This window comes from Celeribacter baekdonensis (genome assembly GCF_900102315.1).
GTDB classification, from domain to species: domain Bacteria; phylum Pseudomonadota; class Alphaproteobacteria; order Rhodobacterales; family Rhodobacteraceae; genus Celeribacter; species Celeribacter baekdonensis.
The window spans coordinates 1-18,495 of sequence record NZ_FNBL01000009.1 but is presented as its reverse complement, the minus strand read 5'-3'; the positions used below and the strand labels follow the sequence as shown (position 1 = coordinate 18,495).

The 18,495-nt window shown below is 62.1% G+C and carries 22 protein-coding genes and 4 pseudogenes; 6 read left to right on the top strand and 20 right to left on the bottom strand.

What is annotated here, in order from left to right:
- Positions 1–64: 64 nt before the first annotated feature.
- The 3 genes and pseudogenes from BLT54_RS23115 to BLT54_RS23105 form a co-directional block, all read right to left on the bottom strand.
- Positions 65–163: pseudogene (locus BLT54_RS23115) on the bottom strand (hypothetical protein); the annotation flags it as partial.
- Positions 164–383: 220 nt separating this feature from the next.
- On the bottom strand, positions 384–551 hold the full coding sequence (locus BLT54_RS23110) for a transposase (protein WP_176832892.1): 168 nt from the start codon (positions 549–551) through the stop codon (positions 384–386).
- 163 nt (positions 552–714) lie between these two features.
- Positions 715–894, bottom strand: a complete 180-nt coding sequence (locus BLT54_RS23105) for a hypothetical protein (protein WP_425429337.1) — start codon at positions 892–894, stop codon at positions 715–717.
- Positions 895–1,365: 471 nt separating this feature from the next.
- On the opposite strand from BLT54_RS23105, the gene BLT54_RS14735 reads away from it, so the two are divergent.
- The 3 genes and pseudogenes from BLT54_RS14735 to BLT54_RS14725 all read left to right on the top strand — a co-directional run.
- On the top strand, positions 1,366–1,707 hold the full coding sequence (locus BLT54_RS14735) for an ArsR/SmtB family transcription factor (protein ID WP_083351834.1): 342 nt from the start codon (positions 1,366–1,368) through the stop codon (positions 1,705–1,707).
- Positions 1,708–1,710: 3 nt separating this feature from the next.
- On the top strand, positions 1,711–2,730 hold the full coding sequence (gene arsB / locus BLT54_RS14730) for an ACR3 family arsenite efflux transporter (protein WP_074646064.1): 1,020 nt from the start codon (positions 1,711–1,713) through the stop codon (positions 2,728–2,730).
- A 180-nt stretch (positions 2,731–2,910) separates the two neighbouring features.
- Positions 2,911–3,450 (top strand): annotated as a pseudogene (locus BLT54_RS14725) (alkaline phosphatase PhoX); the annotation flags it as partial.
- Between the two features lie 46 nt (positions 3,451–3,496).
- On the opposite strand, the gene BLT54_RS14720 reads toward BLT54_RS14725, so the two are convergent.
- The 15 genes from BLT54_RS14720 to BLT54_RS14650 form a co-directional block, all read right to left on the bottom strand.
- Positions 3,497–4,693 (bottom strand): MFS transporter, encoded by a 1,197-nt coding sequence (locus BLT54_RS14720; protein WP_245708013.1) that lies wholly within the window; start codon positions 4,691–4,693, stop codon positions 3,497–3,499.
- Between the two features lie 57 nt (positions 4,694–4,750).
- On the bottom strand, positions 4,751–5,803 hold the full coding sequence (locus tag BLT54_RS14715; RefSeq protein WP_074646062.1) for a permease: 1,053 nt from the start codon (positions 5,801–5,803) through the stop codon (positions 4,751–4,753).
- Positions 5,804–5,858: 55 nt separating this feature from the next.
- Positions 5,859–6,176, bottom strand: a complete 318-nt coding sequence (locus tag BLT54_RS14710) for an ArsR/SmtB family transcription factor (RefSeq protein ID WP_074646061.1) — start codon at positions 6,174–6,176, stop codon at positions 5,859–5,861.
- A gap of 70 nt (positions 6,177–6,246) precedes the next feature.
- Positions 6,247–6,426 (bottom strand): cation efflux transmembrane domain-containing protein, encoded by a 180-nt coding sequence (locus tag BLT54_RS14705; RefSeq protein ID WP_218129387.1) that lies wholly within the window; start codon positions 6,424–6,426, stop codon positions 6,247–6,249.
- A 3-nt stretch (positions 6,427–6,429) separates the two neighbouring features.
- Entirely contained in the window at positions 6,430–6,843 is a 414-nt protein-coding gene (locus BLT54_RS14700; RefSeq protein WP_245708012.1) for an OsmC family protein, read from the bottom strand.
- Complete coding sequence (locus BLT54_RS14695; RefSeq protein ID WP_083351833.1) at positions 6,834–7,745, bottom strand: MBL fold metallo-hydrolase; 912 nt, start codon at positions 7,743–7,745, stop codon at positions 6,834–6,836. Before BLT54_RS14695 ends, BLT54_RS14700 begins: the two co-directional genes overlap by 10 nt.
- A 25-nt stretch (positions 7,746–7,770) precedes the next feature.
- Positions 7,771–8,007, bottom strand: coding sequence for a thioredoxin family protein (locus BLT54_RS14690; RefSeq protein WP_074646059.1), 237 nt, complete (start codon positions 8,005–8,007; stop codon positions 7,771–7,773).
- Between the two features lie 19 nt (positions 8,008–8,026).
- Positions 8,027–9,091 (bottom strand): permease, encoded by a 1,065-nt coding sequence (locus BLT54_RS14685; protein WP_074646058.1) that lies wholly within the window; start codon positions 9,089–9,091, stop codon positions 8,027–8,029.
- Positions 9,088–9,375 carry an ArsR/SmtB family transcription factor gene (locus BLT54_RS14680; protein ID WP_074646057.1) on the bottom strand — a complete coding sequence of 96 codons (288 nt, stop codon included), beginning with the start codon at positions 9,373–9,375 and terminating at the stop codon, positions 9,088–9,090. Before BLT54_RS14680 ends, BLT54_RS14685 begins: the two co-directional genes overlap by 4 nt.
- Positions 9,376–10,104: 729 nt before the next feature.
- Positions 10,105–10,578 carry a phosphatase domain-containing protein gene (locus tag BLT54_RS14675; protein ID WP_074646056.1) on the bottom strand — a complete coding sequence of 158 codons (474 nt, stop codon included), beginning with the start codon at positions 10,576–10,578 and terminating at the stop codon, positions 10,105–10,107.
- Positions 10,568–11,146, bottom strand: a complete 579-nt coding sequence (locus BLT54_RS14670) for a histidine phosphatase family protein (RefSeq protein ID WP_074646055.1) — start codon at positions 11,144–11,146, stop codon at positions 10,568–10,570. The genes BLT54_RS14675 and BLT54_RS14670 overlap by 11 nt, the downstream gene beginning before the upstream one ends.
- A gap of 7 nt (positions 11,147–11,153) precedes the next feature.
- Complete coding sequence (locus BLT54_RS14665) at positions 11,154–12,224, bottom strand: MBL fold metallo-hydrolase (protein ID WP_083351832.1); 1,071 nt, start codon at positions 12,222–12,224, stop codon at positions 11,154–11,156.
- A gap of 13 nt (positions 12,225–12,237) precedes the next feature.
- The gene (locus tag BLT54_RS14660; protein WP_074646054.1) at positions 12,238–13,281 is read right to left on the bottom strand and encodes an ABC transporter ATP-binding protein; all 1,044 of its coding nucleotides are present in this window, start codon (positions 13,279–13,281) and stop codon (positions 12,238–12,240) included.
- Positions 13,269–14,975 (bottom strand): ABC transporter permease, encoded by a 1,707-nt coding sequence (locus tag BLT54_RS14655; protein ID WP_074646053.1) that lies wholly within the window; start codon positions 14,973–14,975, stop codon positions 13,269–13,271. The genes BLT54_RS14660 and BLT54_RS14655 overlap by 13 nt, the downstream gene beginning before the upstream one ends.
- Positions 14,972–15,940 carry an ABC transporter substrate-binding protein gene (locus BLT54_RS14650; protein ID WP_074646052.1) on the bottom strand — a complete coding sequence of 323 codons (969 nt, stop codon included), beginning with the start codon at positions 15,938–15,940 and terminating at the stop codon, positions 14,972–14,974. The genes BLT54_RS14655 and BLT54_RS14650 overlap by 4 nt, the downstream gene beginning before the upstream one ends.
- 163 nt (positions 15,941–16,103) lie before the next feature.
- Here BLT54_RS14650 and BLT54_RS14645 point away from each other — a divergent pair, with 163 nt between their 5' ends.
- Together BLT54_RS14645 and BLT54_RS23015 are read left to right on the top strand one after the other, a co-directional pair.
- Positions 16,104–16,886 (top strand): DeoR/GlpR family DNA-binding transcription regulator, encoded by a 783-nt coding sequence (locus tag BLT54_RS14645; protein WP_074646051.1) that lies wholly within the window; start codon positions 16,104–16,106, stop codon positions 16,884–16,886.
- A gap of 328 nt (positions 16,887–17,214) precedes the next feature.
- Positions 17,215–17,430: pseudogene (locus tag BLT54_RS23015) on the top strand (ATP-binding protein); the annotation flags it as partial.
- Here BLT54_RS23015 and BLT54_RS23100 read toward each other — a convergent pair.
- Together BLT54_RS23100 and BLT54_RS14635 are read right to left on the bottom strand one after the other, a co-directional pair.
- Positions 17,381–17,761, bottom strand: coding sequence for a transposase (locus tag BLT54_RS23100; RefSeq protein ID WP_143026834.1), 381 nt, complete (start codon positions 17,759–17,761; stop codon positions 17,381–17,383). The pseudogene BLT54_RS23015 and the gene BLT54_RS23100 sit on opposite strands and share 50 nt — an antisense overlap.
- Entirely contained in the window at positions 17,719–18,117 is a 399-nt protein-coding gene (locus BLT54_RS14635; RefSeq protein ID WP_074646050.1) for an IS4/Tn5 family transposase DNA-binding protein, read from the bottom strand. The genes BLT54_RS23100 and BLT54_RS14635 overlap by 43 nt, the downstream gene beginning before the upstream one ends.
- Positions 18,118–18,327: 210 nt before the next feature.
- On the opposite strand from BLT54_RS14635, the pseudogene BLT54_RS14630 reads away from it, so the two are divergent.
- Positions 18,328–18,495: pseudogene (locus BLT54_RS14630) on the top strand (IS256 family transposase); the annotation flags it as partial.

The window sequence follows — 18,495 nt, the reverse complement described above, 5'->3', positions numbered from 1 at the left end:
TAGCAAAGCTACCCTGGAACATTATGGGTCAGCACCAGACCCGTTCCATCCCAAACCATGATTTTCAACCTGTCGCCATGCTTGAACGGAACACAACAGTCACACCGGAATGCGGATCAAGCTTCAGTTCCGTCTGCACGATCAACGCCAAAGCATTATGCCCACAGCGAAAATCACCGGCCGCGGCTCAATAGTCTCACAACGCCCCGCAAAACCATCACGTCCATCCGTCATCACAACCTCCATCCGAACAGAAGGCCAAGTTCGCAAAGGCGTCGCCTCGCGGGAACACTCGAAATCAATGGGTCAGAAACGGCGTGTACGGACGCCCCCATGAATGCAAGCCCTTTCTTTGTCACGATTGGGCATATGATCGGCAGTCGTCAAATGTCTTTCTGGCCCCGCTCCGATGTTCGGCCAAGTCGTTCCTTGCCGCCGCTCGAACGCTGGCGTGGCGTTAGACTGATCCAAACCGCGAAATCGCGGCCTTTCGAAAATGTCTCCATCGGCGGCGCGAATGTCGTGATCGCCGAAGCGGTGATCGGGCCCACACCTGGGATCGTTGCAAGGTGTCGTGCCGCATCTTCTTGGGTTGCTCGTCGCCGAAGCTTTGCGTCAAGTTCCGTGATCTTTTCAGCGTAGTCCGCAATCTGGTTCAGTAGCAGTCGTGTAAGCTCCCCCACTTCAACGGGTAATGTGCCCCCTTCTTCATCATCAACGATCGCAGACAGACGCCCGATATGCGCCGGGCCCGTTGGCGACGTTTCCCTGCTCGGCCAGATGAGCCCGCAAGGTGTTGACTGTCTGAGTGTATTGTCGAACCAGAAAATCCCGAGTCCGATAGACTACCGCCGCCACCTGTCGGGCCTCGCTCTTGACAGCTACAAAGCGCATGGTCGGACGCGATGCCACCTCGGCGATCGCTTCCGCGTCGGCCATGTCGTTTTTTTCTGACGTTTGACAAATGACTTCACATAGGCTGGCGGGATCAGTCGCACCTGATGACCCAGATCGCTGATCGCCCAGCCCCAATGATATGCGCTCGCGCAAGCTTGCGCCTGAACACAACGGCCCCTCCAGACGTGACCCCATGCACCTAGAACACGTTCTTCGCCAAATCCAACCCGATGATGCTAACCTCGTTCATGGACTCTCTCCTTGGTAGCGATGTTTCAACACCCGCTACCTTAGCACATTGATGCCGCCGGGGGGGGCGTCCACCCCATCGCATACGTTCAATCTCGATCCATTGGCGCATTTCATCCGCAAACTCATCGCCCAGACCCTCGCCAGTGATTTTGCTTGCAACGGCTCTTGCAGATGCATATCGGTAACCGACGATAAGCGATTTAATTGAGACGCCAGATGATGAAACCCCAACAAGACCTTGAGGACACGAGAATGGCGGCGATGGCCAAGGCCTTGGGGCATCCGGCGCGATTGCGCATCTTGCGGCTGTTGGCGCGCACACCGGGTTGTATCGGCGGCGACATCGTGGACGCCGTCGGCCTCGCGCAGTCGACAGTTTCCGAACATCTTCGCATCCTGAAGAATGCGGGCGTGATCGAAGGGCAGATCGACCCGCCGCGGGTCTGTTATTCGCTGAAGCTCGGCGCTTTGCGGCCCCTGTCGGCGCTGATCGAAGAACTCGATGTCATCCGCAGCGAGTCCGCCTGCTGCGTAACCCCTGTTAGAGCCCAAGGTTGATACATGTCCCTCTTTGAACGCTATTTGTCTGTCTGGGTCCTGCTGTGCATCGTTGCGGGCATCGTGCTGGCATCGCTGTTGCCCGGCCTGTTTGCGGCGTTGGCCGCGTTTGAATATGCCTCGGTCAATCTGATTGTCGCCGTGCTGATCTGGGCGATGGTCTACCCGATGATGGTCGCCGTGGACCTGAGCGCGCTCAAAGGTGTGGGCCAGCGCCCCAAGGGCCTTGTCATCACTGTGGTGGTGAACTGGCTGATCAAGCCATTCACCATGGCCGCCCTAGGCGTCCTGTTCTTCGAGCATGTCTTTGCGGGCCTGATCGACCCCGTTGATGCGGGCCAGTTCATCGCCGGACTGATCCTGCTGGGCGCGGCGCCCTGCACGGCCATGGTGTTCGTGTGGTCGCAACTGACCAAGGGGGACCCGAATTACACGCTGGTGCAGGTGTCGCTGAACGATGTGATCATGGTTTTTGCCTTCGCGCCCATCGTGGCCTTGTTGCTGGGCGTGACCGACATCGCCGTGCCTTGGGAAACGTTGGTTCTTTCGGTCGTTCTTTATGTCGTTCTACCGCTCGCGGCGGGCGTCCTCACCCGGTCCCGACTGATGGGGCAGGGTGGAGAAGAAGCAGTTTCCGCCTTTACCGCGCGGATCAAGCCCGCCTCGGTTCTGGGGCTGCTTATGACCGTTGTGCTTCTGTTTGGGTTTCAGGGCAGCGTCATCACCGGCAACCCGTTCCTGATTGTATTGCTGGCCACGCCGATTCTGATCCAGTCCTACGGGATCTTTGCCATTGCCTATTTCTGGGCATGGCGTTGGAATGTACCGCACAAGGTGGCCGCCCCCTGTGCGCTGATCGGCACATCGAATTTCTTCGAACTCGCGGTGGCCGTCGCCATCGGTCTCTTTGGTCTCAATTCCGGTGCGGCGCTGGTGACGGTCGTGGGCGTTCTGGTGGAGGTGCCGGTGATGTTGTCGCTCGTCTGGTTCGCCAACCGCACAAGGGCGCGCTTTCCGGAATGAGTGTCGTCATCTATCACAATCCGGACTGCGGGACATCGCGCACCACTTTGGCGATCCTATGCGCCGCGGGTGTTGAGCCAACGGTGATCGACGACCTGCAGACGGGTTGGACGGGTGCGCCGCTATTGGGATTGTTTGCCGCGGCCGGCCGGACACCGCGACAGGCTTTGCGCGTTGCACGAAATCCTCGTCTATTCGCGCATTGCGGCCTCAAAGGTCGGTGCAACCACGATGGACAGTCCTGAATGGGTCGCCGTCAGCCCGAGTGAGATCGCAGCCTACTGTGCGCTGACCAACAACTCGCGTCGTGGCGTATCCGCCAATGCGGGTGGCGACGAAACGCCTGTGGGTGGACCCAACCCGCGTGCTGAAAACAAGCATGGCCAAATCGTGCGTTGGTACCCTGCGAACGAAGATCATGCCGATGCCGCGTTTACATGGGGTCTGTACGCCATGGCGGGTAGCCCGGCCAAGCATGATGACGCCTATGTCGGTTCGCACAACGTCACCACTGGCAACATGTTCAATGCGCCGGACGGGATGGTGATCGACTCGACCGGGCTGATCTGGATCCAGACCGATGGTGATGACAGCAACGAAGGCGACTTCGAGGGCCAAGGCAACAACCAGATGCTCGTCGGCGATCCAGCGACCAATGAAGGCCTGACGCGCTCGACCGTCATAGCCATCAAGCGCGACGATAACGCATGGGTAGGCTAAGTCCCCATAGCAATACTTGAACGCAGTCGGGCGGCAAGTACAAGCGTTACCGCCCGGTCTTTTGTGGGTAAGCGACCAGACGAAGGCTTAACCCCGCTCGTTCTTCCTCAGCGCAAGCAGAGCGACCAGCGCTGCAAGGCCTATTCCCGCCGTCAACCAGATCGCCGAGACGCCCCATGCTGTCAGCGCAGCACCAAAGATCAGGGGCGCTGCCGCCTGAAGGATACGGGCGGGCGCATTGAGCCAGCCGATCCGCCTCCCGTATCCCGCCGCGCCAAACAGCGCCAGCGGCAGCGTGCCCTTGGCGATGGTGAGGATGCCGTTCCCCGCCCCGTGCAGCAACGCGAAGGCATAGGCGGCCGCTCACCAGCGCCACGGCGGCCAACGGATGCGCCGCTGCGGCTACGCGCGTTGAGACAAGCGGATGGAACCGGCGCAGAAGCCCAAACTCCAACACCCGTGCCGCAACCTGCGCGGGGCCGATGAGCGCGCCCGCCGCAATGGCTACTGTTGTGCTGGCCCCAGCGGCTTGTAGCAAGCCGGGCAGGTGCGCGGCCATGGCGGTCGAGTTGAACCAGGTTGCCGCAAAGACGAAGGCGAGCAGCCAGAGCGCCATTCGTGACGGCGGTGGCCCGTCTTCGACTGGTGTGCTTGCGGCAGTCGTTTTGGTGCCCTTCGGCAACCAAGCGTTCAACGGGAATGCTACGGCCAGATGGATCAGCGCCCAGCCGATGCAGGCTTCCCGCCAGCCCCACGCCGCCAGCATCAATCCCGAGAGCGGCCAGCCGACCGTGCTCGCGAACCCGGCGATGAGGGTGATGCCGGTGATTGGCCCGCGCGCCTCCTTGCCATAAATCCCAGCCAGCGTGGCGAAGCCCGCCTCGTAAAGCCCGATGCCCATGCCCAGACCGATGACCGCCCACCCCGCAAATAGCATCAGGGGTGTGGTGGCCATGGCGAGTAGTCCGAGGCCCGCTGCGAAAACGAAATTGGACAGCATGAGCACACCGCGCCCGCCAAAAACGTCAATTCGCGCTCCGGCCCAGGGTCCGACCATAGCCGAGACCACCATTGCCATGGAGAATGCACCAAAGACCCAGACCGGAGACAGGCCGAGGTCTTCGGCCATGGGCACAGCCAGGACCGCCGGGATGCAGTAGCTGGAGGCCCAGCTGACGGTAAGGGAAGATCCGAGGGCGGCAATAATCAGGCCGCGCCGCGCCGGAGAAAGTCTTGGGATCATGATGGGGGTTCAACCAGTAAGGGGGAGCGGCGGGACGATGCGCCCCACCGCCAATATTCATGTCATCGAGTTCCAAAGCTGGAACAGCAGCCCTGATGCGAAGGCACCAGTCAGCGACAGCCCAATATAGAGCGCAAAGACCTCGCGTTTGGCCAGCGCCCAGACCGCCATGGCCGCCGGGATCGAGGTGACGCCACCGGCGACGAGGAACGCCATGCCGGCGCCGGGCGCCATGCCCTGTTCGATCAGCCCGCCCACCAGCGGCAGCGCCGCGTAGCCGTTCAGGTAGGCCGGAACCCCCACCAGCGTCGCCGTCACAATCGGCAGCAGCCCCTCGCCGCCTAAAGCCGCAGTCACAGTTTCCGCCGGGATCCACGCCAGCATCAGGCTTTCGAGGAGGAAGGCCAGTGTTAGCCATTTGGCGAGGAAAAGCGTCGTTGTCAGCGCTGTCTTGCCGAATTTCGCCCGACGCTCGGCGTCGGTCCAGAACCGCCAGACGACGCGCTTGGGCGCGCGGATCTTCGCACCGCCGCAGCCGCCGTTGCCGATGCCGTCGCGCAGCGGATCGGCAAAGGCGCCGCCCTTCATCATCAGGTGCACCACCGTGCCGCCGAAGACGCCCAGCCCGATGGCGGCGACAGTTTTGGCCACCGCGAACTCCAGATCCAGCACGCCCGCCGTCAGCACGAACATCGACGGGTCCATGATCGGCGAGGCCAGCCAAAAGGCCATGACGGCCGACAACGGCACCCCCATCGCCAGCAGCGCGGCGATCAGCGGGATCACCCCGCAGGAACAGAAAGGCGAGATGCCCCCCGCCAGCGCCCCCAGCCCGATCATCAGGACCGGCGCGCCGGTGAAGGCCTTGGCGATCAGGTTGTCGGCCCCCGTCGCATTGGCCCAGGCCGCGATGGCAATCGACAGGATCAGATAGGGGCCAGTGTGCAAAAGCGATGCACCGACCGATGCAACGCTGGTCGTGGCCTGCGTCGGATCGAAGACCGCCAGCACCACAAGGATCAGCGCCGAGGCAAGCCAGACCCGCTGATCCTGCCACAGATGGCGCAGCGTGGACCGGCGGTCCGATGTTGGGAGGGTTGTATCCGTCATCACTAAATCTCCGGTATTGCGGTTATTTCAATGTAAGAAAAAGGATGCACATATCTCATGCTGCATCCTCCGACGAGCGGACCGCAACACCGGCGCAACATTCGGAAGTCAGGAATCCGACAAGACGATGCATCGCGGGGAAATCGACCCGGTTGAATACCTCCCGGCCCTGCTTGTCCTGAAGCACCAGCCCTGCATCGACCAGCGTTGAGAGGTGATGCGCCAGCGTCGACGGGGCGAGCCCCAGGTGTTCGCCAATGTCGCTGACCCGCAGCCCGTCCTCCCCGGCCTTCACCAACAGGCGAAAGATCGAGAGGCGGGCATCATGGCCGAGAGCGGCAAGGGCGCGGGCGTTGGGGCTGGTCGTCGTCATGAGATCATAATAACTACAATTCTAGTTTTGTCAATAAGTCTTCCGGACGGACCTGAAGCCGCCACGCCGATCAGCAAGCCGCCACGTCGCTGAGGTTATGTGCGGCATCCGCCAGAAGGGCGAGGGAACCGGTCAGAACCCCCGCCGCCGCCTCGACGATCACATAGGCGGTGTTACGCCCCACAGCCCAACGAAAGGCCGAACCAAGGTCCGTTGGGGCAGTGTGATCGTGAGCCTGATCATGCAGCATTGATCAGCCTTTCCGCCGGATCGTGCCGACCAGTTCGGTGGCCTCGGCCAGCGTGTTGGAGATGGTGCCGTATTTACGCAGGTTGCGGTGCAGGAGGTCCAGCCGCTGGTCGCTCTCGTCGGTATCGACCACGATGTCATAGTCAATGCGGACCATCTTGGGCGGGCTGTCCTGACGGATTCCGTGCAGGCTGACCTCAATGCCACGCAGATCGAAGTTGAGCATCGGCGTCACCCGCTCGGCCCCTTTCAAAAGACAGGCCGCAAGGCTTGCCAGAAGCATCTCGGCGGGGTTGAAGGCGTCGTCGCGCCCGGCCATGTCGGTGTCGAGCACAAGGCGCGCAGCCTTCGCTGCGGCCTCTGAACCATGGCTGTCGACGCGGCGGGCGGTGACGCGATACTCCAGCATCACTCCCATTCCATCTCCTCAAAGGTCGCCTGCGCGTTGCGACCGGCGAGGCTGTCAAACTGCTCAAGGTAAGTCCAGGCCGACTGGTCGATGCCAGGCGCGTCCATGATGCCGCCACCGTCCTCGATCAAGGCCCCGATCTGCGTGCGCAAGTTCACAAGGTAGTCGTAGGTGTCGCGCGTGGCCGTGGCCAGATCGGTCGCGCGGCCATGGCCGGGCACAATGTGGGCGGGCTCAAATGCCGCCATGGCCTCGAACACCGCGATCCAACTGTCGGTGTCGCGGGCCGGACCATTGCCGAGGATGCGATCCACATAGACAATGTCGCCGGTGAACATCACGTCGCGTTCGTCGAGCCAGACAAAGCTGTCGCCCGGCGTGTGCGCCGCGCCGCGATGCATGATCTCGAAGCTGTAGCCGCCGAAATCGAGTGTGTAATCGGTGTCGAAGGTCACGTTGGCATAGGCGGGTTCCGTCCCGTCCAGACCGTCGCCCAGAAACTGCGAGAGCGCGACCATGTGGTCCTGCGTGCGGGTGTGGTGATCCCCGACGGCCGCGGCACTGGCGATCACGGTGGCCCCTTGGGCCTGCCAATAACCGTTGCCAAGCCAACGGTGATCCTGTCCGCCGGTGTTGATCACGTATTTCACCGGCTGGTCGGTCACGCTGCGCACCGTGTCGTGCAGCATCTCCGCGCCTTTATAAGAGCCGCCAGGGTCCATAAGCACCGCGCCTTCGGGTGTCACCACAAGGCCAAAGGTTGCGTTGTTGGCAAGGTTCTCGGCACTGCGCTGTTCTAGCGGGCCGACGATGGCCCAGACATCCGGGGCGACGGGCTGCACGCTGAGAACGTCGGCAACCGCAAAGTTGGGCAGCGCCATCAGCGCCGCAAGCAGAAAATTGGATTTCAATTGGTGTCCTCCCTGGACGTTCAGATCAGGCTGTCAGCCAGCCTTCGAGTTTTGCAGTGTCCGGCAGGCCGCCAGCATGGACGAGCTTGCCGTTGATGGAAATGCCGGGCGTGGACATGACGCCCGCCATGGCGATGAATTTCGCGTCGGTCACCTTTTCGACCTCGATAGCGACGCCCAGTTTGATGGCGGCTTCTTTGACCATCTGTTCAGTTGTTTCGCAGCGTTTGCAGCCGGGGCCGTAGACCTTGACGGTTTTCATGGGAATGTCCTTTCGAGGATCAGAAGATGAGGTTGAACAGGAAGCCGACCGCGAGGATGCCACTTGCGACAACACCGACGAAGACGGCGATCAGGCGCATCGTCAGCACCTGTTTGAGGATGATCATCTCGGGCAAGCTGAGCGCGATGACGCTCATCATGAAGGCCAGCACGGTGCCAAGGGCCGCGCCCTTGCCCAGAAGCGCCTCGACGATCGGGATGACGCCAGCGGCGTTCGTGTACATCGGGATGCCCATCAGAACGGCGACTGGCACCGACCACCACGCCTCCGCGCCCATGATCCGCACCATCAGGTCCTCAGGCACATAGCCGTGGATCAAGGCCCCCATACCGATGCCGAGGATGATCCACATCCAGACCTTGCTGAAAATCTCGCGCACCGCCTCAATCCCAAGGCGGTAACGATCCACCATGCTCAGGCGTTCGTCTTCGATGCCGGGCGGCACGGTCGCGCCCGAATGAATGTCGCGCACCCAGTCTTGCAACCAGCCCTCAAGCTTCAGCTTGCCGATGACAAACCCGGCTATGATGGCGATGCCGAGGCCGAAGGCCAGATAGGTCACGGCCACCTGCCAGCCGACCAGCCCGAACAGCAGCACCAACGCGACCTCGTTTACCATCGGCGCTGCGATCAGGAAGGAGAAGGTCACGCCCAAGGGCACCCCCGCCGAGACGAAGCCGATGAACAGGGGCACAGCCGAACATGAGCAAAAGGGCGTCAGGATGCCCAAGGATGCCGACATGACGTTGCCCACGCCCTCACGCTTGCCGGACAGCAGCGCGCGGGTTTTTTCCGGGCTGAACCACGTGCGCACCACGCCCATGGCGAAGACGATGAGCGTCAGCAACATCATCACCTTGGGCACGTCGTAGAAGAAAAACGCAATCGCCTCGCCGGTATGGCTGTGGCGGTCGACCGGGAACAGCGACGTGATCCATTCGGAAAACGGGATCAACTGCCCGTAAACGACATACCAAAGCCCGATGATGGCCAGCACACCAACATGCCATAGCCAGTCGGGGCGTCGCTGCGAAACGGTCGGTTCATGTGTCTCGGTGGTCATGCGACCTTCCTCTCAATATTCAATTCTGCCGTCAGCACAGCGTCGATCACAGCCACGAAATCCAGCGCGAGGTCGGGGTTGCGGCGGTAGCGCACCCATTGCGCGTCGCGCCTGTCCAGCACGAGGCCAGCCTCGCGCAGCACCTTCATGTGCCGCGACATCCGGCTCTGGCTTGCCTCACACCGCGCCATCAATTCGCAAACGCAGTGCTCGCCCCCATTCCAAAGGATGGCGAGTGCTGCACGGCGGGTCGGGTCGCATATGGCGGTCAGTAATTCTTGCATAGAACTAACGTATTAAAATTTATGCATATGATCAAGAGCGCATATGCGTTTTGATCTATATTGCGTTCAGCCAATAGAACCCCGTCAAACCCAGCCTGATCATGCACCATGTCACTTGCAGAAAGTCTGGGGAGATGTGTCGAATTCTTGATCAGGCGAGTGCTGACTGCGCAGACACTTCGGGCACAATTGGTTGTAAAATTTCCGACAGAACCTGTCGGTCAGTCTAACAAAGCTCCAGGTCAATTTTAGCGAGCCCTCTCTCAAGATAACTTCCCCTTGAGACGGCACCAACGCGCCGCTTTCGAAGTGTTGCAAGGCTTGCACTCATGTTCAGCGTCCCGGCATTGGCTCGACGGATCATTTCGCGCATCGACCCGCCTGGATTGCGCAAGCGATACTTGGGGTGATCTCGTCCAGCATCGACGAGAAAAAGGCAGAGTGCCAACCCGTGATCGCCAAGAGTGCTCAGGCCCTCAAACCAGACTGACGAATGGATATCGAGCATGGACAATAACTGCCCCATGCGGCTTCGATGATGCCGCTCTCTCTGAGGACCATTGACGTCTGCGCTGGTCTGGTTGTCGGCCCGATCCCCGCTGCCTGCGCGACGATGGGTTGGTCATCTACGGGACCTACACGATGTTGTTTTCGACCGGAGCCGCACTGCGTGGCTATGCGCGTTTTTCGCGGTGGTCCGCAGCTATATGGAGCACCTACGAGGCACCCTCAAAACACACCCGGCGCGCATTGTAGGCAGATGAGACCCTCGCTGCGCCAGAAGTCGACGACCGTGGCGCGGTCGTCGAACACGATCCATGGCTCGAAACCATCGCTGCGCATCCGGGTCAGAAGGGCGTGTTTCACCTCAGGGTCACTCATCTCATCCGCGCCATCAGGGCGCAGGTAGATGCCGTCAAAGGGCAGGTCATTGGCGTGGAGCCACTCGACCGTGCGGTTGATCCAGCCCTCGGGGCGACCGGAGCACAGAACGATGGCCTCTCCCCCCACCTTCAGGTGACGCAGGACGCGGGCGACCGGGGCGATTTCCGGCGTGGTCGCCATGGCGTCGTGAAAGGCGTCCCAGTGTTTTTCCACCCCATGCACCAGCGGGCCGAGGGTGTCGGCGTCGAATTCCGCCAGCGTGCCGTCAATGTCGAAGACCGCGCAGGGGCGGGTGAGTTTGGGGCTGTCAAAGCTCATTTTGAGTTTCCTCAAAGGTGTTGCCCGTCGGACCATGCGCCGGACGGTAGTGAAGGGGGCGGGCGTTGGGCGCGCGGGAGCCGACGCTGGGCTGGCCGGTCAACAGGCGCGTGGCGCGTATCACACCGGAATGACAGATCACCACGGGCAGGTTGGACCTGGCCTCGATCAGACAGGCGGTGAGGGCGGCGTGCACGCGTTGAATCATCTCCCGCCAACCCTCGCCGCCCTCTGGCGTGGCGTTGCGCGGGGGCAGGTCAGGCAGCGGCCGGCCCTCATAGATGCCCCAGTCGCGTTCCTTTAGGCCAGGGTGGCTCGTGGCGGGTTGCGCAGGAAAGGCGAGCGCGGCGGTTTCACGCGCGCGACGCATCGGGCTGGTGAAGAGCGCGAGCGGTTGCGGCCAAACAAGCTGGGCCAGCGCGCGCGCCTGATCGCGCCCCGCCTCGGTCAGCTCCACTTCCAGACGGCCGGCGATGATCTGATCGCGGTTCGCCGTGGTCTCGCCGTGGCGGATCAGCACGAAAGGCCGCGCGGGCAGGCGGGGCAGGTCAGAAAAGAGGGGGCTCACAGTGTCCTCACAGTGTCACCGTGTCGTGGAGGAAGACCTGCGCGCCAAAGGCGGCCTCGACCAGATAGTCTTCCGGCAGGGCGCAGAAGGTCGGCGCAAAGCGCAGCGCGCCTAAGCGGCGGATCATCGCGATCTGGTCCGAAAGCGGCGGATGCACATTCCAGCGGCGGAAGTAGCCGCCCTCGACAGTCTCGATGCCACGGGCGTGAGCGGTCATATGGCCCGTAAAGACCACATGGGCGTCGCGCCCGAGCCGTCCGCTCTCGCGCCAGGCGCGCACATAGGCCCAAGCGGCCCCGCCATCGGCGTTCGGCGTGTCGCAGATCAGGAAACGCGCGGCGTCCAGCGGACCACGCTCCAAAAGCGGCGCGATCTCCTGCGCGGATGTGGCGATGGAGCCGGAGGCCAGCGCTGCGCGCAAGGCATGGCAGCATTCGGGGTCCAGCAGCACCGCCTCAGGTCCAAACCGACGCATCAGATGCAAGGCCAGCTCGCCCGCGCGCCCCGAAGGTGGCACGGGAAAGAGCACCTGACCGGACAGGGTGTCAATGAGCGCATCGAGATCGGCACGGCGCTGGGACTGTGGCACGTCGCTCAGGTGATAGGAGCAGTCGATGATCGCGGTGGCGGCCTTTGGCGGCGTATCAAAGGCGAACCAATCGCTCTCCTCCGACCAGTCGCCGGAATAGAAGAGCCCCTCGCCAAGATCGAAATGGAACCAGACGCCGCCAAGCGCATGGCCATTGCGCCCGGTGGTCAGGCGGATGCCGTCAATGAGGGTCTCGCCCCGTTCCGGCAGCGCGATCACCTGCGCCGAGGGCGGCAGCGCCTGCGCGGTGCGGCGGGTGGCATGGATCGGCAGGCCCGCCTCCACGGCATAGGCCGCACCGCCGATATGGTCGATATGGTCGTGGGTCACAAAGACCGCATCGACGCCCTCCAGCCACTTGGGGTCGAAATTGGCATTGGCCTCAGGGCCGAATCCACAGTCCAGCAGCCAGCGGTGACGTGCGGTGTCGAGCCGCATGGCGGCTGGGCCCTTGTCTCCGATGCCGGAGAGAACGGTGATGGTGCTCATGATCAGGGTCCTGTCAGGCGGCGGCAAAGGCCCATGGCGCAGAGAGCGCGAGGCCAATTTGATCGCCGGGGGTTAGTCGGGTGGCGGATTGCGTGACCAAAGCCTCGCCACTCGCCGCGGTGAGGTTAAGGCGATAGCGCCCGCCGAGGTAGGTGACACGCTCGACACGGGCGCGGATGTCGCCGGTTTCCGCAATGGTGAGATTCTCCGGGCGCAGGCAGGCGAGGGCGGGCTGGGCGGTGTCGGTTTCCACCTTGAGGCGGGTGCCGAGCAGGGTGGCCTCAGCACCTGTGTCACTCTGGATCGCGCCGGTGAGGGGGACCACAGCGCCCTCGCCGATGAACTCGGCGACAAAGCGGCTGCGGGGGCGGGCGTAGAGCGCCTCCGGCGTGTCGAGTTGGACAATCACGCCATTGTTCATCACCGCGATGCGATCGGCCATGGCCATAGCCTCGGCCTGATCATGGGTGACATAGACCATGGTGGCCATGGTGCGGCGGTGAAAGTCGGAAAACACCGCCTGCATCGAGGCACGCAGGGCCACGTCGAGGTTCGCCAGCGGCTCATCCAGCAGCACGGCGGTGGGGTCGGAGACCAGACAACGCGCCAAGGCCACCCTTTGCCGTTGCCCGCCAGAGAGGTCGGAAGGCATCCGATCACCGTAGGGCTCCAGCTCAGTGGCGGCGAGAGCGGCGTCGATGCGCGCCTCGCGCTCCGCCTTGGACAGGCGGCGGATTTCCAGGGGATAGCCGACGTTGCGGCGCACATTCATATGCGGCCAGAGGGCATAGGACTGGAAGACAAAGCCGATGTTTCGGTCCTCAGGCGGCACGTTCAGGCGGCTTGCGGCATTGGCAACCTCGCGGTCTCCGATGCGGATGCTGCCTTTGGTGGGGTGTTCAAACCCGGCCAGCAGGCGCAGCAGGGTGGACTTGCCGCAGCCGGAGGGGCCGAGGAGGGCCAGAAACTCGCCATCACGCATGGTGGTGGTGACGGATTTCAGCGCCGCAGCGTCTCCAAAATGCTTGGCAATGTCGGTCAGGGTCAGCTCTGCCATGGCACAACTCCTTTGGGCAGGCGGCGGGAGGTCGCTTGGATCACCGCCATCAGGAACATGACGACAAAGACGATGGTCATGGCGACGGCAGAGGCCATCACCGTCTCGCCGCTGTCGTCGAGGTTGAAAATCACCACGCCGAGCGTTTCCGTGCCCGAGGACCACAGGAGCGCCGAGACGGTCAGCTCGTTGAAGGCGGTGAGGAAGACGAGGATTGCACCTGCTGCTGCCGAAGGGGCGGAGAGCGGCAGGATGATATCGCGCAGGCGGCGCGACAGGGAGGCGCCGACCGATTGCGCCGCCTCGTCCATCGAGGGGTCGAGCTGACGCAAGGAAGATTGCACGGGCCGGAACATCACTGCGAAGAACCGCGCCAGATAGGCGAGGAAAATGATCCAGATGGTGCCGTAGAGGGTGGCCTCGGTGAAGGGCAGGTTGATCAGCAACAGGATCATCGCGATCGCCAGCACCACGCCGGGCAGGGCATAGGGTAGGTCCAACAGGCTGTCGAAAGCGCGGCCGAGCGGCGTCTTGTGGCGGTCCATCAGCCAAGCGAGCGGCAGGCAGAGCGCCATCAGAAGGGTTGCGGCGCTGATGGAGAGCGCAAAGGAATTCACGAACGCGCGTTGGGTCACTGGTTGCCGGAACAGAACCTCGTGCCAACCAGACAGCGAGATTGTGTCGAGCCTGAGCGGCACGCCATAGGCGGGCACCAAAGAGGTCGCCAGAAGCCCCAACATTGGCAGCACCAGAATGGCACAGATCACGGTCCAAAGGGCGATTTCCACCGGCAGGCGGGCCTTGCCCAAGGGGATCGCCAGTGGTCGGCCAGTGCTGCCCACCAGATGCACCCGTTGGCGGCGCTGGAAGAAGCGTTGCAACAGGATGCCAAGGGTGGCGACGAGGCCGATCAGCATGGCGAGCACCGCGACCTCGGCCAAGACGGTAGTGCCCATGCTCGCAAGGCGTTGATAAATCAGCGTTGGCAGGGTCGAATAACCAGCGGGAATACCGAGCATCGCGGGGATGCCGAAATTGCCAAGCGCGGTCACGAAGGTGATGGCGATGCCGGCAAGAAGGCTCGACAGGCTCAGGGGCAGCACGATCTGGCCCCAGATGCGAAAACCCTTTGCGCCGGAAATGCGGGCGGCCTCGACAACCTCTTGCGGGATGGCGCGCAGGCCGGCGCGTAACGTCAGAAAGATGATCGAGGTGTGCTGAATCCCCAAGAGGAAAATGATACCGCCGGAGGAATAGAGCGGCTGCGGTGCGCCAAGCGGCGGGGCAAGGCCGAGGGTCTTTAAGAACACCGACGAGGGCCCCAAGACTTGTGTCCATGAGAGGGCGGTGATTTGCGGCGGGATCATCATCGGGATCATCAGGCAAAAGACCAGCGCGCCCTTGCGGCGCAGGTCGGTCAGCGCCACGAGAAAGGCGAAAGTTCCACCGATCAGTACGGAAATTACCGTGCCAAGGCCCGCCGTCACCAGCGAATGACGCAGGGCGGAGAGTGTCGCAGGTTTCGCCACCACCTCGGAAAAAAACCCGAGATTGAGGCTGCCACCTGCGGTGATGCCCTCAAGAAACAGCCGCGCCACAGGGGCCAGCGTGATCAGCACTGCCAGCGCGAGGGCGAGCGACAGCAGCCGGCCCTCGGACCGGCTGCTGCTGGAGTTTGTAGCGGCGAGGCTCATTCTGCGCCGAAAAGCTCGGCGAACTTGGCCTTGTTGGCCTCAGCATCCGCCAGCGCCTTGGCGGCGTCAAAGGACATCAGCTTGATCTCTTCGCGCGCCGGGAAACCAGCGGGGACGCCCATGTCGTTGCGCGCCGGGATGTAACCCATGTCGAGGACCAGATCCTGACCTTTCTGGGACAGCACGAAGTCGACAAATTTCTGCGCGGCGTCGACGTTTTTGGCGCTCTCGAGGATGGCGACCGGCTCGGTCACGTAGGAAACGCCCTCTTTCGGGAAGACGAACTCGACCGGCGAGCCATCGGCTTTGCTGCGGATCGCGAGGAAGTCGACGACGACGCCATAGGGCTTCTCGCCCGAGGCAACCGCCTTGAACACGCCGCCGTTGCCGCCTTGGGCGCGGGCGTCATGCGCGGCGAGGGTGCTGTAATAGTCCCAGCCGAGGTCCTTGTCGCCGGTCAGGGTCGCAAGGTGGATGAGGGCCGCGCCGGAATAAAGCGGCGAAGGCATCACGACCTGACCCTTGAGGGACGGGTCGGCGAGATCCGCCCAGGAGGAGGGCTGCATCGCCGCGCCGGAGTTATAGATGATGCCCGTGGTGATCAGCTTGGTCGAGTAATAGTAGCCATCCGCCGAATAGAGCGCCGGGTCATAGGCGGCGGCTTCTGGCGACTGATAGGCCTTGAGTTGACCGGCCTGCGCCATACCCTCAAGGGTCACGGTATCGGCGATGAGCAGGACGTCGGGCTGCGGGCTGCCCGCTTCGATCTCGGCCATCAGCCGGGCCATCAGCTGAGTGGTGCCATCGCGGACCCACTCGACTTCGATGCCGGGGTTGGCGGCCATAAAGGCGTCGACGGTCATCTGTGCGTCGGTGTTGGGCTGCGAGGTGTAAAGGGTCAGCGTCTCGGCAAAGGAGGCCGAAGCGGCGAGGGTGAGGGCGGCGGCGGTCAACAGGGATTTCATCCGAGGTCTCCGATATTGGTTTTCGTACGAAAGTAATGGCGGCCCTTATTCCCGGAGTCTGAAAACCTTTTATGACATTTTTCCAAATTTATTATTATCTTGCCCGTGGTTCCTGAGTGCTGCTAGGAGGCAGAAAGAATTATTCACTTTCAAAGGAAAGCGAATGCGTAAAGAGGAGATGACCCGCCGACGGGATGAGATCATCGGGCTGTTGTGTGACGTGGGCGAAATATCGGCGGCGGATTTGGCGGCACGGCTCGCAGTTTCGGTGCAGACCATCCGCACCGATCTGCGCGAACTCGATGAGGCGGCGCTGGTGCAGCGCCGCAATGGCGTGGTGCGCCTCAGGCAACCGTCCGAAAATATCGGCTATGCCCCGCGGATCAGTCAGGCGCGCGCTGAGAAGCAACAGATCGCCATGGCGGTGCGGAATCTGGTCAGCGATGGCGCGCGGGTGGCGTTGGGGACGGGCACCACGGTCGAGGCCTGCGCGCGGATCTTGGCGGCGCATCGCGAGGGGCTGTTCGTGGCGACCAACTCGATCCACGCGGTGATTGCGCTGCAAGGGGCGCCGGGGGCGGTGGTAACGCTGGCGGGGGGCACGGTGCGGCTGCGCGATCTCGACATGATTGGCACGGCCTCGACCGCTTTCTTTGCCGATTATCTTGTTGATATCGCAGTGTTCAGCTGCGGCGGGCTTTCGGAGGCGGGCGAGGTGCTGGACTACAACACCGAAGAGGTCACCGCGCGGACCGCGATCGCGGGATGTGCGCGCAGGCGGGTCTTGGTGATGGACCGCGCCAAACTGGGCCGCGAATTGCCCTGCCGCAAGCAGATGGTTTGGGACTACGACGTGGTGGTCACCGGGGCGACATTGGCGCCAGAGGTTCTGGCACGCTGCGCCGAGGCCGGTTGCCGGGTCATTCAGGTTTCGGGCGAGGAGTGAGGCCTCGGTGAGGGGGACCGCTATGGGTCAGCGCAGGTCCTGAACCGGCCCAGCTTCAACCATACAATCCGTCGCCATCCGATCGTCGCGTATGTGTCAAGCCACCCTTGGACACCATCCCTCGGTCAGTGACGAGGAGACGCGGATCACTTCGATTGACCAAGGCCGCATGACACAATCCCCTCCAATCTTACTGGATCATCGGCTCAAGTCCCTCCGGCTGCCAACGGTGCTTCGAGAATATGGCAACTGGCCCGCCAGTGCGCCCCAGTGCACCACATAGGGTCTGGATCATGTCCAGTTCCTCGCCCACTTGGTCGAATTGGAAATGATCGACCGTGAGCAGCGGATGATCGAACGACGGATCAAGGCCGCCAAATTCCCGGCCGTCAAAAGCCTGGACAGTTTTGACTTCAAGGCGATCCCGGCCTTGAACAAGATGCAGGTGCTGGAGTTGGCGCGTTGCAAATGGATTGATCGGCGCGAGAATGTCATCATTCTGCAAGCATGTCTCCGACATGACGCACTTGGCCCGTCCGGCACCAGCAAAACGCATGTGGCCTTGGGCCTTGGCCTGTCTCTATGCCAGAAAGGAATGTCTGTCGGTTTGTCACTGCCGCACGGCTGAGCATTGTCAGCCATGACACGCGCCATGCCACGACGCAGCAGAGCGCGATACAGTTGGCCAAGCGATCAGCCGTGGCCAAGCGTAGCTCTTCGATCCGACACTCAGTTTTGAGGGTCCGAAAGAAGGCCTCTATCTTCCAGCGCAGGACGTACCATTCGAGCTTGTGTACAGCATCTGCATGGCTCGCCACTGGCAGGTTCGTGATCAGCTTCCAGATGATGGTGCTCTGTCCACCGGCGGGTCGCATTCCTCGGCGCGGATGATCTGGATATTCTGATGATGGTATTTCCGTTGCTTTCCGATTGTGGGGCGAACCGTCATCGTGGCGTACCTGATCGATAGCACGGCACAATGACCGTCGGTTGTTTGGATGCGCAGGGCCGAGGCGGTGAAATGGCCCTCAAGGATCTTGTCTTCGCTGACGTTCCCGTTGGAAAGGAAACGGTAGGCGGCCTTGGTGTTCGACCAGTGCTGAAACGCCTTGGGCAGCGATTTTCCCGGCCGTTCCCCAAGAGCCACAAGCCTTGCCCCGAGCCGCCGGTTCAGCCGGACGTCACCCAAATCACACCCGGCGGTTTCCGTTTCCACCCAATTCTGCCCCATGCCCGCACCTCAATTATTTTGGTGCTACATGACGAATCACAACCAACTCTTCGGATGCAAGACCAAGTCTAGTAGGTGATCCACTTCGCCACACGCCTTATGGGTAACTGCAAGGATCTAAGCGGGAATTTGGGTGGTGGCGTGATTTGAAGGGCGGCGTATCGTGGCGGGTGATCAAGCCGGCCAGAACCTCACGATGAGCGATAGGCCATGAATGAAGAGACAACGATCCTGCCTTTTCGCCAATCGGAAACGATTGTGGATCCACTGACAGAGCTTGCACGGGAAGGAGCACGCCGGATGTTGGCGGAAGCGCTGAAAGCCGAAGCTGCTGCGTTTGTCGCCAGTTTTTCAGACGAACAGCTGGAGGATGGCCGA

What these genes read in the sequence shown, in the direction of transcription:
- BLT54_RS14635 (WP_074646050.1), bottom strand. Translation starts at nt 18,117, where the DNA reads ATGGGGCAGAATTGGGTGGAAACGGAAACCGCCGGGTGTGATTTGGGT.
- BLT54_RS14735 (WP_083351834.1), top strand. Translation starts at nt 1,366, where the DNA reads ATGATGAAACCCCAACAAGACCTTGAGGACACGAGAATGGCGGCGATG.
- BLT54_RS14710 (WP_074646061.1), bottom strand. Translation starts at nt 6,176, where the DNA reads ATGACGACGACCAGCCCCAACGCCCGCGCCCTTGCCGCTCTCGGCCAT.
- BLT54_RS14705 (WP_218129387.1), bottom strand. Translation starts at nt 6,426, where the DNA reads ATGCTGCATGATCAGGCTCACGATCACACTGCCCCAACGGACCTTGGT.
- BLT54_RS14675 (WP_074646056.1), bottom strand. Translation starts at nt 10,578, where the DNA reads ATGAGCTTTGACAGCCCCAAACTCACCCGCCCCTGCGCGGTCTTCGAC.
- BLT54_RS14685 (WP_074646058.1), bottom strand. Translation starts at nt 9,091, where the DNA reads ATGACCACCGAGACACATGAACCGACCGTTTCGCAGCGACGCCCCGAC.
- BLT54_RS14650 (WP_074646052.1), bottom strand. Translation starts at nt 15,940, where the DNA reads ATGAAATCCCTGTTGACCGCCGCCGCCCTCACCCTCGCCGCTTCGGCC.
- BLT54_RS14715 (WP_074646062.1), bottom strand. Translation starts at nt 5,803, where the DNA reads ATGACGGATACAACCCTCCCAACATCGGACCGCCGGTCCACGCTGCGC.
- BLT54_RS14720 (WP_245708013.1), bottom strand. Translation starts at nt 4,693, where the DNA reads ATGATCCCAAGACTTTCTCCGGCGCGGCGCGGCCTGATTATTGCCGCC.
- BLT54_RS14655 (WP_074646053.1), bottom strand. Translation starts at nt 14,975, where the DNA reads ATGAGCCTCGCCGCTACAAACTCCAGCAGCAGCCGGTCCGAGGGCCGG.
- BLT54_RS23105 (WP_425429337.1), bottom strand. Translation starts at nt 894, where the DNA reads ATGCGCTTTGTAGCTGTCAAGAGCGAGGCCCGACAGGTGGCGGCGGTA.
- BLT54_RS14700 (WP_245708012.1), bottom strand. Translation starts at nt 6,843, where the DNA reads ATGGGAGTGATGCTGGAGTATCGCGTCACCGCCCGCCGCGTCGACAGC.
- BLT54_RS14660 (WP_074646054.1), bottom strand. Translation starts at nt 13,281, where the DNA reads ATGGCAGAGCTGACCCTGACCGACATTGCCAAGCATTTTGGAGACGCT.
- arsB (WP_074646064.1), top strand. Translation starts at nt 1,711, where the DNA reads ATGTCCCTCTTTGAACGCTATTTGTCTGTCTGGGTCCTGCTGTGCATC.
- BLT54_RS14680 (WP_074646057.1), bottom strand. Translation starts at nt 9,375, where the DNA reads ATGCAAGAATTACTGACCGCCATATGCGACCCGACCCGCCGTGCAGCA.
- BLT54_RS14690 (WP_074646059.1), bottom strand. Translation starts at nt 8,007, where the DNA reads ATGAAAACCGTCAAGGTCTACGGCCCCGGCTGCAAACGCTGCGAAACA.
- BLT54_RS14665 (WP_083351832.1), bottom strand. Translation starts at nt 12,224, where the DNA reads ATGAGCACCATCACCGTTCTCTCCGGCATCGGAGACAAGGGCCCAGCC.
- BLT54_RS14645 (WP_074646051.1), top strand. Translation starts at nt 16,104, where the DNA reads ATGCGTAAAGAGGAGATGACCCGCCGACGGGATGAGATCATCGGGCTG.
- BLT54_RS23100 (WP_143026834.1), bottom strand. Translation starts at nt 17,761, where the DNA reads ATGCGACCCGCCGGTGGACAGAGCACCATCATCTGGAAGCTGATCACG.